Below are 14,371 nucleotides of genomic sequence, written 5' to 3' on the forward strand. Positions count from 1 at the left end.
ATAATAAAGATTGGAGATGTCATAGATGAAAGAAGAAATCGTATTATTTAAGATCCATAAAGGTCTTAAAGACCGAGATCATTATGAAGCTACACGAAAGCATTGGAGGATGAGCAAGAAGCGTATTGAATACATTAAGTATGCAGTAGGTATCAACCAGGGAAAGGTCGAATGTGTTTATCAGCCCACTAGTTGGGTAGTTGTAGAAGAGGGAGAACTTAAAGGGAGATTGCAATTTGAAGGAAGCGAAGCAAGCTCTGACATCATTCATAAATTGCAACGTGTTCAAGATCAACTGCTAAAGAAATTTGGGGCGGGAAATCCTGTGGCATATATTTCACTATCTGAATTAGAATAAGATCGAGCTAGGCTGCTTATCGGCAGCTTAGCTTTTTTGGTATTTTAAAACTAAAGCAAGAGGATTAATTGGGTCTAATGTCGAATAGACAGTCATTATAATCGGGAATATGTGACTAAAAAGGAGTTTTTAGGAGTGAAAACAGATATATTCAACAAGAAGATACATAAATGGAAAACCAACCTGATAGACCTCTCTAAACGAAACAGGTTAATAAATTTTAAAGATAATGTAGCTTCGGTTATAAAGTTTAAAACCGATTTAAATATGATGCATCAGTCTTTGTCTAGTGATAAATCGTTAATGGTACAATCCATTGTTGATCTTCAAAAATTTATTGATAAAGAAAAAAGGGCACTTGCAAAGAAGGCAGCAGTAGCTGAAGTTGAAGATAATGAATTTGATGACATTGTAGTATTCGCATATGAAAAATTAGAAAATGCACTGCAAAGTATTCGACTAAAAGCCAAGTCATCACTAGATGAAAAGGGCGTTAACACTTTGTATGTGACTTTTGGGCAGTTGGTTTGGAAAGAGTCCCGTGATAGCAGCATTGAGATGAAATCTCCATTATTATTATTTCCAGTTACTTTAAAGAGAGAAAACTCAGATAGACCCTACTATCTTGAGCGATTTGATGATGATTTGACTTTAAATCCTACTTTAGTCCATAAAATCAAAAGCGATTTTGGAATTGTACTTCCTCCGATTACTGAAGAAGACGAAGTAAATATTGTTGAATACTTGAACAAAGTAAAAAATGTAATAAAAAGTAACAAAGAATGGTCCGTTACTGCGGATGCTTATTTAGGATTATTTTCTTTCAGCAAAATTGTAATGTACAAAGACTTTGAACAATTTACTTCAGAAATAAGTAATCATCCGGTTGTACAGAAACTGGCAGGAGTATTGAATGAACATGAACATGATGAGTACAAAGAAACGGATCTAATCGAACATCATGATCGTATATCAAAATCAGTTGAATCATTTCAAATTTTGGACGCGGATTCAAGTCAACAAGAAGCAATACTTGCAGCAAATAATGGTAAAAGCTTTATCATTAGTGGTCCTCCTGGAACCGGTAAAAGCCAAACGATCTCAAATATAATTGCTGAGAGCTTAGCTAAAGGTAAAAAGGTTTTATTTGTGAGTGAGAAAAAAGCCGCCTTAGAGGTAGTTAAAAAGCGCCTGGATGATAAACAATTAGGCGATTTCTGCTTGGAGCTTCACAGTAACACTACGAATAAAAAGTCGGTGCTCGCTGAGCTGGATCGGACTTTAAGTCAGCAGTTCTCTCCGAAGTCGGGACAGAGTCTGTAAAATATATTGTGTAAACTCTCAAACCCATTAAAATGGAAGTAAGAGAAAGGTTGGGGAGAACACATGGGACTTTGGACAAAACAACAGTTACGGGAATTTATTAAGGAAAACAACTTGGTAAGCGCACAGGATGCGCAGAATGCTCTAAAAGAGCTATTTGCGGAGACGATTCAGGAGATGCTGGAAGCCGAAATGGACACTCATTTAGGCTACGGAAAGCATGAAGTGAAGGCGAAGCTCACGCCAAACAGCCGTAACGGAAAGAGCCGTAAAACGGTTGTCAGTGAGTACGGGGAACAGGAAATCGCTATCCCTCGTGACCGTCTGGGTGAGTTTGAGCCACTTGTCGTCAAGAAGCATCAGTCGAACGTAACCGGCATCGAAGAGCAAATCATCGCTCTGTACGCCAAAGGGATTAGTACCCGAGAAATTCAGGATCACCTGGGGCAGATGTATGGCATTGAGGTGTCGCCTACGCTCATTTCCAATGTCACAAATAAGATTGTTCCTCTCATTAAAGAATGGCAGAATCGGCCTCTGCAAGGCGTTTACGCTGTTGTCTATCTGGATGCGATCCACTTCAAAGTCAAGCAAGACGGGGCCATTATCAACAAGGCTGCCTACATGGTCATTGGCATTGATCTGGACGGAAACAAAGACGTGCTGGGCATGTGGATTGGTGAGAACGAGTCCTCCAAGTTCTGGCTCAGCGTGCTGAATGAACTCAAGAATCGTGGAGTGGGGGACATTCTCATTATCTGCGTGGATAACCTGTCCGGGTTCTCTCAAGCGATTGCGGCCTGCTATCCCCAAACTGAAATCCAGAAGTGTATTATTCACCAAATCCGCAGCTCTACACGGTACGTGTCTTACAAGGATATTAAGAAGGTGACCGCCGACTTAAAGCCTATATACAAGGCAGCTACCGAGGAAGGTGCCTTGCTTGAACTCGACCGTTTTGAGGAAGTCTGGGGGGCGAAATATCCCCTCATTATCCGTTCGTGGCGGACGAATTGGGACGAACTTGCTACTTTTTTCAAGTACCCGCCTGAGATACGTAAACTGATTTACACCACCAATATGATTGAGAGTTACCACCGTCAGCTTCGTAAAGTAACCAAAGGAAAGAGCATCTTTCCTACCGATGAAGCTCTGCTAAAAATGCTCTATCTGGCCACCGTCGATGTCACTCGAAAATGGACTGGACGTGTCCAAAACTGGGGCCAAATGCTGCTCCAGCTTTCGGTATTTTTCCCAGACCGGGTCGGTCAACACTTGCGTTAGATTCGCGACTTCCCCCTCGGGGGAATCTGTGCTTAAAAGAGTTTACACAAAATTATTGACAGACCCTCGGGACAGAATACTTTTGAGCATTTCGATAAAATCAAAAAGCATTTAAATTCTTACACCGAGGCATTACATAAACCTGTTCCGCCGCTTCAACTAACGGCATTTCAGGCTCATGGTAAACTCTCCAAGTTGACTGAAGTACCAGAGCTTACTTTTGCAATTAAAGAAGTTGGGAAGCTTACAGATGCTAATCTACTAGAAATACACGAATTATTAGGACGCTTACGTCAATATGCTAGTGTGTTAAGGGGAAGCGAAACCCACATTTGGAGTGGTTCGCAAGTAAAGAAGTTTACTCTTGAGTTACAGAGTGATATATCCGTTAAGTTTAAACGATTATCTGGTATTTTTAGTTCGATAGATATTGAACTAACCAATCTTATCGAACAATTAGGGTTGAATTGGAACGCAAATCCTAATAACTTTATTAGGTTGCAATTAATAAATAATCTTTTGAAAGACATCCCAATTGTTCCTGAAGATTGGCTGCGAAACGAAGGGCATCTTGCATATAGAAGTACACTCTGTAATGAAGCAATGGAAAAGTTCGATGCATATCATTCAGCCAAGCAGAACATTGCATCTACTTACAATGAAGAGGTCTGGAGATTGGATGTTGATCAAGTCTCAGCGGACCTTTCGCGTACTAGAGACGAGATAAATAGGTTGATGGACGAGAGCTTTATAACTGAGTTAACCATGGATTCACAGCCTACTTTATCTGACTTCAAGTCACTAAACGTTTCACTTAATGAATTAATAGATATTAATGATGATTTGTCTCAAGTTTTTGGTTTCAATGTTGACGCATTCAATTTAGAGCGCGTGATGATCTTTAATTCCATCTTAGAAAAAATTGCTCTTCGTATTAGACCTACAGCTCATTGGTTTGATGTTGATTCATTTAATAAAGTAAAAGAATCATTATTAGAAACTCGAACGATGATCGAAGAGTTTCAATTCGATATTGATGCCTTTAATCAAAAATATGATCGTCAACTATTAGAGCGTATGGAGCTTAATGGGATGCTCGATCGGTTCATGTTAAATTATTCGAGCATTTTTAGGATTTTCAAAGGTTCATATCGAAACGATCAAAAAATTCTAAATTTCCATTTGAAATCACCTGCAAAGAGGAAGTTTGGTGAATTGCTACATGATGTCAAATTAATCGATCGAATTCTTAAAAAGAAACAGTGGATCGAATCAGAGCATCTTCGTATTGTATCGTTATTAGGAGGTAATTATAAAGGTCTGGATACTAATTGGGCAGAACTCGCAGCAAATATTGGGCATATGGAAGATTTAAATAATTGCATTACAGGCAATCGTATACCTGATGAGAAGATCAAGTTACTATTGTTGCAGGCTACAATGAGTGAAATGGAACAAGTTGCAGCACTCCATAACAAAATCAATCGAGCAATGTCTGTTGTAAGTGAGTTATCTACCAATGCCAAACGATTGTTAAGTAAGAATATTGGGAATGAGATCGAAAAGATGCCAGTATTGGAACTAAGAAAAGTAATTAGCGAAGTGATAACTGCTTCGGATTCGTTTCTGAATGCGAAGTCGACCTTGCTTTCATATTCGGTAAAAACGTTATTTAACAAATATAAAGAAATGGTCGATGATCTTCAAGAAATTCGTAATTACAAGGAATCGAAACAAGTAATTGATGGAAATAAACCCCTTTTTAAGTCTGTCTTTGGTCCCTTATTCAGTGATTATGATACAAATTGGGACAATGTCTTAAAATCATTAGAATGGACTAAAAATTTAAGAGAAGTAGTTATTAATACAATCCCCGAGAAAATAATTCAAGCAATACAATTACGAGATAACTTGTTATATGATTTTTCACATAAAACAATAGAAAAGGTTAGCAAGAGTATTTACGACAGTTTGACTTTGTTGCAATTCTTCCAGTCCATCTTTCCAGCAGAATCGACTGTATTCGATGGGAAAACCTTGAAAGAAGCGGATTATAAGGATTTCGCGGCGAAGTTGGAGAACTGGGCGAATGAATCGTATAAATTGGAAGAATGGACGGCAGTTCAACAAATACTATCCGACGCAAATAAATTAGGGATTCAAGAGTTTATACATGAAGTTAAAGGAATGGAAGTAACTGATAGTGTGGATTTTACTGCTGCTTTTCTAAAAAGATTTTTTAAGCTGTGGTTAGATTTTGCTTATGATTTATTGCCTGCATTACAACATTTCAATGCAGATCAACATGGCAAGTTAATTGCCCAGTTTAAAACACTTGATAAATCACAACTGCAGTCCAATGGTTCACGCATTCATGCGATATTGAATAATAACAAAAAAACACGGTTATCGAGTTCTGATTTCACTTTTAAAGTCGGAGTCCTTAGAAGAGAGATTTCAAAGAAAACAAAACATAAGCCGATTCGTAAATTATTCGCCGAGATTCCAGAAGTGATTTTTGCGCTTAAACCATGCTTAATGATGAGTCCAATGTCGGTAAGCCAGTTTATTGATCCATCCAATATTTCATTTGATACTGTTATTTTTGATGAAGCTTCGCAGTTATGTACTGAGGATGCGGTCGGAGCGATTTTTAGAGGGAAACAAATCATAATCGCAGGTGATAAAAAGCAGCTGCCTCCAACAAAATTCTTTGGAACTACAATAGAAGAAGATGAGGAATTTGCTGATGAAGATGATGAGAGCAATGATTCTTATGAAAGTGTATTAGAAGAAGCATCTATATTCATGAGAGTCAAACCGCTTTTATGGCATTATCGTAGTAAACATGAATCCCTAATAGCATTTTCGAACAATGAGATTTATGATAAGCAACTTTACACATTCCCAAGTTTCAGTAATGCTAAGGATGATGGTGTTTCGCTCGTTTATGTTCCGGATGGCATATATGAACGCAGTACGAGTCGTCGTAATTTGAATGAGGCTAAAACTGTTGCACAACTGGTATTCGAGCATGTTAGGCGGTCACCTGAACGCAGCCTTGGTGTTATTGCTTTTAGTGAAGCACAACAGCAGGCTATCCTAGATCAAATCAACGCTTTACGCAAACAACATAAAGATTCTCGATTTGAATCGTTCTTTGATGATAGTAAAAGTGATTATTTCTTCGTTAAAAACTTGGAGAATGTTCAAGGCGATGAGCGAGACACCATTTTCTTTAGCGTTGGTTATGGTAAAGATTCAAATGGAACTATTCATTATAACTTTGGACCACTGAATAAACCGGGCGGAGAACGCCGCTTAAATGTTGCAGTAACTCGCGCGAAGTATGAAATCAAGTTAGTATCCAGTATTATCCATTCTGATTTGGATGATGCAAAGCTCAACAAAAAAGGTCCGCAATTACTGAAGGCATATTTGTATTATGCACATACCGGCGGTGAGTTCAGTTCGAATACGGGAATTCAAAATGATGGAGAGTTTGATTCTCCGTTAGAAGAAGATGTATATGAGGCGTTAACCGCAAGAGGACTTATATTGCGTAAACAAGTTGGATGCTCTTCGTACCGTATTGACCTTGCTGTCGTCGATCCTAAAAAGCCAGGTAATTATATCTTGGGAATTGAGTGCGACGGAGCAGCCTATCACTCGTCTAAAACGGCTAGAGACAGAGATCGATTGCGGCAAGAAATACTGGAATCTCTCGGATGGAAGATCCATCGTATTTGGTCGCAGGATTGGTTCAAGAGAAAGAAAGATGAAATTAATAAGATAATGAACATTATTAGAAATGAAAATGGAGGAGAAAGTCATGAATGAACTTATCGAGTATTAATGGAAATTAGGGATGGTATCTATTCTATTAATTCAAATATAGACGAGTTAAAAAGTCGCGGTCAATGAATTAAGAGGCACAGGTTTATACGATAAAATTTCGGACGTCTACGATAAAATTGATTCGGCAGTGAGCGATATTAAAGGTGTCGGATTGTATGATACGATCGCTGACGTTGCAAGTAAGTTGGATGATGTAAGTTCAACTTTGGATAGAATTGAAATTAATACGATGTAGATTGATTAAATAATTCAAAATAAGCCTACGCATGATTTGTGTGCGCAGGCTTATTTTTTATAAGGCTATGTTAAGCCATATTGTTTACCGTTGTTTACCGCCAAATGAACAATGAGTTCGCTTGTCCTTTTTTCCTATCCCCATTCCGTAAGTATGTAGTGTGCTGATGTTCCCTCCATTGTAAAAACATGGTACTATTTAACTATACATGATTACCCATTTTTAAATAGAGATATGTTTTGCCCAATAAAAGTATGCTCTTCTCTTGTTTTACGGCAGACGAGCATTTTGGCGTGATAAATTGGATCCGACTAGCAGCTGGCACTAAGTTAACGGGCAGGAGAGCAAAAATTCATATTGTAAGTTATAAGAGTTAACTAATGAGATGAAAGGCAGGCGCGTATGGACGCAACTTTGTTTTCGGATGTGAAGGAAGCATCCTATTTATCTACGAAAAAAACGTACCGTTATCGCCCAATCATAAGGTATATGTACGAACAAAAACGTATTTTTAATACCGAAGTTTTACCAAACGAAATTTTTAATTATTTGATACAATACCCTCAGTTCGGCGATTACACTATGGAAGAGTTGTTCGCCGATTTAAACGCACTTGTGAAGAGTAACAATTTGACAGAGATTCCGGATAACACTGAAGTCGAAGGCATTGAAGAGTTCAAAAGAAATCGAAGATTATTTGTCTTGACGGATTTTACTTTTGAAATCGAAAAAATGCTGACGTCATTCGAAAAAAACTTTCATCGTATCGGCACCTCATTGGAGCCAACACTTCCAGAGAAGCTTTACAACGCACTGCATAGACTTCGTGATTTTAGCCGAAGAAAAAACATGGATAAAGAAGATTTAGTCTTCCTAAACGAAGTTTGGGAAGATATGTTCGATAAATTTTTAAAATTAGATAACAATGCCTCGATGTATTTGTCCCACATCAATGCAGAAAAATTAGAGGTGATTATGGCGCAGCCAGACGCCTTTATTGTCTTTAAAGACGAATTTGTGGCATATTTAACTAATTTTATTATTGGATTAAAGAAAAATGCGCCTTACATCGAGCAGATCCTACGGGATATTGAAGATCCGGGATTTACTGTTTTGAAGAAATATTTGATTCAATTTCAACGCACAATTCCGAAGACGGAGGTTATTCCTGACAGTGACTTCGAAATGGCGTACGACGAAATTTGGCTAGGTGTCACGCACTGGTTCATCTCTATAGATGAAAAAGAAAGCAAAGTACGGCAATTGGAAAGACGAACGAATAGTTCGATTGTGAGTGTTACGAAACTTGCGCAGCAAGCTGCTGAACGGCAATTTTATACACGCAATCGCAAAACCGATTATTTGCACCTGGCTAAAATGGTCCACCAACAAAACGACCTGGAAGAGGCAGGTGAATTATTTAGTTTTCTTTTCGGGTTCGATAACATTAAGCATTTCAAAACAAACGGAAAAGAAACAGACTCCACTAAATATACGATTTGGGACTGTCAGCCAGAGGAAGTGGACATCACATACCGGGCGAAGCAGCCTACGGATAAACAAACAAAGCGTAGCTTAAAAGTTCCGGCGATGGGCGAAGAAGCTTTGCAACGTAAACGAATGCTGGAGGCACAAAGGGATTACGAAGATAAGGAAATAAAAAAGCTGCTGGATTGTAACTATTTGGCACTTCGCGAATTAGGTACTGTTGAGTCCTTCATTCGTAACGCTATCTTGACCTGGATAAACAAGGGGATGTTGTCCAAGATGCAAGATTCGAACATATGCGAAGGAAGAACGGAACATGGTGTCAAGTTTAAGCTTGCGCAAGTAAGCGATGACATTATCGAACTGCATTCTCCTGATGGGATACTAAAATTACCCGATTATGAATTTACCTTTAGCGAGGTGAAATAAACGATGAAGAAACTAACGGATGAATACTTGGAATGTATTCAGCGGCTGTTGGATGATTTTTGGGTTCTGCGTTTCGAAAACGAAGAGCTCTTTTTTTACATCAGACAATACGAACACGAGCTTCGAACCTACTTTAAAGATACATTCCGGTTTAAGCTCGTTGTAGGGAGCGACTTTGCGAAGCTTGAGAAATTTCAGCTTACGCCCCACCCGGATATGGGCATCGAAGTTTTTAAAGAAAACAAAGACTATGTTTTCTTTTTCTGCTTGCTCGCTTTCCTAGAAGGCAAAACGACACAGCAATTCACAATATCGGACGTTTGCGAAGCAATCGTTTCGTATTTTCCGGAACGAATCGGCTCAGACGGACTCCCTGAAACAACCCTCATCACATGGAAAGAAGCAGAAGGGTACTACAATCGTTTATCGTTAATTCGAGTTTTGAAAGAGGCGGAACGCAGACATCTAATTATTGTGGTCGACAGAGAGTTAGACGGATTTCGAAATTCAGATTCTAACGATGCACTTTTGAAGAGCACAGGTCTTGGTAAATATTTTATTCGTAATTTTGGCTTCGATATTACAAAGGCAAATTCACTAGACGATGTCATTTCGATGCAAACGGATCAAGAGAAAGGACTTGGTATCGAAACCAAACACAAAATGTACCGCCGGCTGTTTTTGGAGCCAGTGATGTATAAAGATGAAGCACAGGGGCTGGAGTTTGATTACTTGCGCACCTACGGTCACCATATCGGAGACCACGCGGATAAATACTACGATATGAATTTTGAACTATACCTCAACACTGCGATGCTCACACGAAGAACCAGCCGGCGAAACGAATTTACTTTTCCAGCCGACAATGCGGAATCCAACTTGGTCGTTCAATTTGCTAGCGAAGTTCGCAGCCTTTATATTGACGAATCTATTAATCCCTCGGCAAATGGTAACATCTCACTATCTGTGGCACACATAGAAGGCATCGTTCGTACACTTATCGAACAAAAAAGCAGTAAATGGACAGCCACATTAAAAGCCCAAAGCGTTCATGAATTAATTATGACCATCACGAAATTTCTGCTTAAATGGAATTTGGCTCGCCCGCTAGATGATGGCGGACTCATGCTGTATGACGCTGCGGTTCGCTTTGATGAAAAAAACAACATCCTAAAGGGGCTCAGTTCATGATTATATTCAAAAAAGAAACTAACCGATGGAAACCTCATAGGCTTATACTGTGCAACTACTGGTACTATACGTACAAAGTATATCAATTTAAAAATGGTCGCATCCTTTTTCGGGGACACAATGCTTCCGGAAAATCTATTACAATGCAATCACTCTTCACATTTTTGCTCGACGGGAATAAATCCCCATCAAGACTTGACCCTTTTGGTTCCTCAGCGAGGAAACTCTATGAAATCCTGCTGGGCGAAGAATCGGTGAATCGCGATATTCAAGAGCGGATTGGTTATATTGCCATTGAGTACAAAAGAGAGAAGACCGAGGAATATATGACGACTGGCTTTGGTCTTCATTCAAAACGCAAAGACAACCGCCTAAAAAATGCGTGGGGATTCGTGATTCACGACCCTTTTCGTAGAATTAACGAAGGAGAAAATCCGCTTCCCGTCTACAAGCGCGAAAAGTTGGACGGAAAATGGGAACGGCTGCCTCTGACCCGCGAGGAATTTGTTAAAGCCGTAGGAAACAGCGGCACAGTGGTTGATGAATCGCATTACGCCGCGCTCGTTAACAGTCATTTGTTTAAATTCCCTGATGCTTCGAATCTAGAGATGTTCACGGAGGTTTTGACGCAGCTAAAAAGCCCGAAGTTGTCGCGTGAAGCTGGTCCAAACAAACTCAAAGAAGTTCTGCACAACTCGCTTATGCCCATTTCGGACAAGGAAATATCTCCGCTTACCGTTACCGTAGAATCCATGGACAAAACTCAAGCAACCATCGAAAAACATGAGCAGGACTTGGCAGCGGTTAGAAGTATGGCAACTGAATATGCCAGATATAAGCGATACGTATTTGCCGAGAAAGCGAAGTATTATCTCGACAATAAACGCATCCTAGATAGCCACGCCAAGAAATTCAAGGAAACAGAATATACGATTCGCCTTAAATCGGCTGAGAAAGAAACGAAGGAAGCCGAAAAGGAAAGTAAAAGCAATGAACTCGAAGTTTTAAACCGAGAGTATGATGAATATCGGGGCGGTGAAGTGGCTCAACTGCAAGGCAATCTAGATAAAGCCGAACGGGAACTGACGCAGTTCTCAAAAGACGCTCTTGCAAAAGAAGAGCGCTTTAACACAAAAAACGACCTGGTTACGAAATCCATTGAAAAAATACGGAAACTCGAAGATGCAATTTACACCGCAAAAAAAGAAATGGGTGCTCATTTAGCGGAACTTGAGGATATGTCCGTAGACACCGGCTTTGATGACGTTCTGTACCTCCCTCATTTTAAAAAATGTGCGGATGATGCCGCTTATGACTTCTCCATGTGGGAGCGGGATTCAAAAAAATATCTGTCTCTACTACAGACGACACGTTCAAAGATTAAAGAATATGAGTCTCTTAAAGATAAAACGAATGCGCTGAAAACTGAAATCGAGCGTCTACAAATCCGTTACAACGAACAACGCGAACTTCTCAAGGAACTTGCTAACTCCTATGATTGGGAGAGAGAAGAGGGCGCGAAAGAGTTGTCGGTTTGGTTTGAGTCGCTTTGCACATTGACTGCAAGCAATGGGGCGATACAAGAAACGCTCGATTTGTTTCCGGAGTACCTAATTTCTGTTTCGGACGAGCAATTGAAAAGTCCGCTTTCGATTGAGAAAGATGCTCAGATTGAACATGCACAGGTGGAGTCGATTAAACTTCAAAACCTGATAGATTCCTTAAAGTTGAGAAAAGGGGAGCTCGAAGCTACCCTTAGTGACCTTGAAAATAACAAAGAAATTGAGCCATACAAATCCTACGCTAAGGCTGAGCAATTCAAAGGGCTAACTGAAATGGGTGTTCCCTTTATCCCATTTTGGGCGGCTGTCGAGTTTAAAGAAGGTTTGAGTGGGGAAGCGAAAGCAAATATTGAGTCGGTTGCTATCGAGCTTGATTTGCTTAACGCAGCTATTGTTCCTGTTCATGCTTACGATGAAGCCAAAAAAAATAGTGTCGTACTGTCCCGCAACAACAAATGTGACCGCAATTTGACCGAATATTTGACCCCAGTTTCAAGTGACAACGTTTCTGATACCGATATACTTGCTGTCTTAATGGGCATTTCGATTGACCACACAAGTCAAACTTTCGTCGCAGCTTCCGGCGAATTTAAAACCGGTATCGTCGAAGGAACCTCTCCTTCTTTTGGCGACGCAAAGTTTATTGGTAAAACGGCTCGTGATTTGCTTCGTAAAAAAGAGATTGTCCGCATTCAAGGCGAAATTGTAACTATTGAGGACGAACTCGAACAGCTTCATTCGCAAAAAAAGGCATGGCTTGAAACGAAGCAACAGATTGCAAATGAGTTTTCTTCTTTCCCGTTCTTTAATACGTTAAAAACAGCAAAGAGTCAGTACGAAGAGAAAATAAATTTTATTACGCATATCGTCAAATCCGAATTGGATAACAAGTCGGAGCTTTATAAGAGACTAGCCGCTGAACTAGAGGGACTGCTATTGTCTGTTAAAGCAACGGCTGCTTTCACAAGCCTACCACTTACGGAGAAGGCGTTCGCGGAAGCCATTGATGCCACCAACCATTATTTACTTCTTCTGACGAACATCAAAAGCGATTTCCGAGCTCTTGCTGATAAACGGAATTCCCTGCGCACCGAGCAAGATAATAAAGAAGAGCATGAAAATGACCTGGAGGATTTAAGGGGAGAATTGTTTACCATCCGTAACAAGATAGACCGCACATCGAAATATATTCAGTCCCTTGAAGACCAATTGAAACTAAGCGGTGCCGAAGAAGTACGTAAACGCATCGCGGAAGTCATCGCGAAACTTCAATCTTTGCCGGGTGAAATAAGTCAGCTTGCGACGGATGTGGGCGTTATTCAAAACAAAATTGCAACCATGGTTGAATCCCTGCCTTCACTTAAATCTACGATTCATTTTTACAACGAGCTTTGCTCGGCATGGGAAGTAATTTTTGTCCAAGATGTACGAGAAAATGCTTCGGAATATGAGCTTGATGAAACGTTGGACACCAAGATGATGGCGAAGCAAATTTACGACAAGTTTGGCGTTCTGCTCGACAAAAAGGAAAAGTCTCAAGTAAATACCGAATTATCGAAACATTTTACAGCAAGCAGCATGAGCTTAATCGAATACGATGCAGAATTAAAAGCTGTTCCTTACATGGTTAACTTCACGAACATTCCAGAAGAGGAACAAGCAAACGTAGAACTGCTCAAATCGGTAGCGCAGTTCTCGAAAATTACGCTTCAACTTCAAATTGATGGTGAACTTCGTACGCTTTCACCTTCTGAATTACGCACGAAACTCGAAGGCTACGTTAATATGCAAAAGAAAACACTCACAGATAAGGACCGCGAGCTATTCGAAGATATTATGATTAATTCCATTGGCGAAACGATTCGCAACAAGATTCGCAGTGCTAATGATTGGGTTAACCGCATCAATGCTTTTATGGAACTTGCGAAAAATTCAAGCGGTTTGAGGTTCCAAGTCCAGTGGAAACCGATTACTAAGCAAGATGAAGGCGAACTAAAAACCGAAGATTTGGTCAAATTGCTCGAACGCGACCCCAAACTACTAGCAGATCATGACCGACTCAGTATCTCTCAGCATTTCCGTTCGAAGGTAAATGCGGCGAAGCAAATCATGGAGACTGACGGTAAAGTACAGTTCTTGGAGGTGATTAAATCTGTTTTGGACTATCGCAAATGGTATGAAATAATCATCAAGTACGAAAAACCAGGCGAATCCATGAAAGAAATGCAGACGAAGCATTTCAACTCGTTCAGTGGTGGCGAAAAGGCGCTCGCGATGTATACGCCGTTACTTGCAGCTGTTGACGCTAGACTTCAAAGCGCCAGCGAAGATGCCCCCCGTATTTTTGCACTCGACGAAGCATTCGCAGGCGTTGATGATAACAACATCGAAGAAACCTTCAAGATTATCGAAATGTTCGATTTTGACTACACCTTGAATTCGCAAGCGTTGTGGGGATGTTTTTCTGAAGTGAAGCATCTTTCTATTTACGACTTGTCCCGTCCGCAAAACGCAAACTACGTCATCACCACTCAATACGAGTGGGATGGCATCCGGAAAATCTCTATTGCGGAAAGTCTCGATGACATTATGCCGGAAGAGACGTTTGAATTAGTGGACGAACAAGCTGTTCTTTTCTAAATC

The 14,371-nt window shown here is 40.1% G+C and carries 7 protein-coding genes; all 7 read left to right on the plus strand.

The genetic code is table 11. From position 1 onward, the window contains the following. The first annotated feature begins 25 nt into the window (after positions 1-25). Positions 26-358, plus strand: coding sequence for a hypothetical protein (locus tag JRJ22_RS08145; RefSeq protein WP_206104006.1), 333 nt, complete (start codon positions 26-28; stop codon positions 356-358). A gap of 135 nt (positions 359-493) precedes the next feature. Next, the gene (locus JRJ22_RS08150) at positions 494-1,681 is read left to right on the plus strand and encodes a DUF4011 domain-containing protein (protein WP_206104007.1); all 1,188 of its coding nucleotides are present in this window, start codon (positions 494-496) and stop codon (positions 1,679-1,681) included. Between the two features lie 63 nt (positions 1,682-1,744). Further along, positions 1,745-2,965: an IS256 family transposase gene (locus JRJ22_RS08155; RefSeq protein ID WP_206100169.1), complete on the plus strand. Its 1,221-nt coding sequence runs from the start codon at positions 1,745-1,747 to the stop codon at positions 2,963-2,965. A gap of 195 nt (positions 2,966-3,160) precedes the next feature. Beyond that, positions 3,161-6,805, plus strand: coding sequence for an AAA domain-containing protein (locus JRJ22_RS08160; protein ID WP_206104008.1), 3,645 nt, complete (start codon positions 3,161-3,163; stop codon positions 6,803-6,805). Between the two features lie 655 nt (positions 6,806-7,460). Further along, positions 7,461-8,975 carry a TIGR02677 family protein gene (locus JRJ22_RS08165; protein ID WP_206104009.1) on the plus strand — a complete coding sequence of 505 codons (1,515 nt, stop codon included), beginning with the start codon at positions 7,461-7,463 and terminating at the stop codon, positions 8,973-8,975. A gap of 3 nt (positions 8,976-8,978) precedes the next feature. After that, positions 8,979-10,166, plus strand: coding sequence for a TIGR02678 family protein (locus tag JRJ22_RS08170; protein ID WP_206104010.1), 1,188 nt, complete (start codon positions 8,979-8,981; stop codon positions 10,164-10,166). Further along, the gene (locus JRJ22_RS08175) at positions 10,163-14,368 is read left to right on the plus strand and encodes a TIGR02680 family protein (RefSeq protein ID WP_206104011.1); all 4,206 of its coding nucleotides are present in this window, start codon (positions 10,163-10,165) and stop codon (positions 14,366-14,368) included. Before JRJ22_RS08170 ends, JRJ22_RS08175 begins: the two co-directional genes overlap by 4 nt. Positions 14,369-14,371: the final 3 nt, after the last annotated feature.

The sequence above is a fragment of the Paenibacillus tianjinensis genome (assembly GCF_017086365.1).
Lineage (GTDB): Bacteria > Bacillota > Bacilli > Paenibacillales > Paenibacillaceae > Paenibacillus_AQ > Paenibacillus_AQ tianjinensis.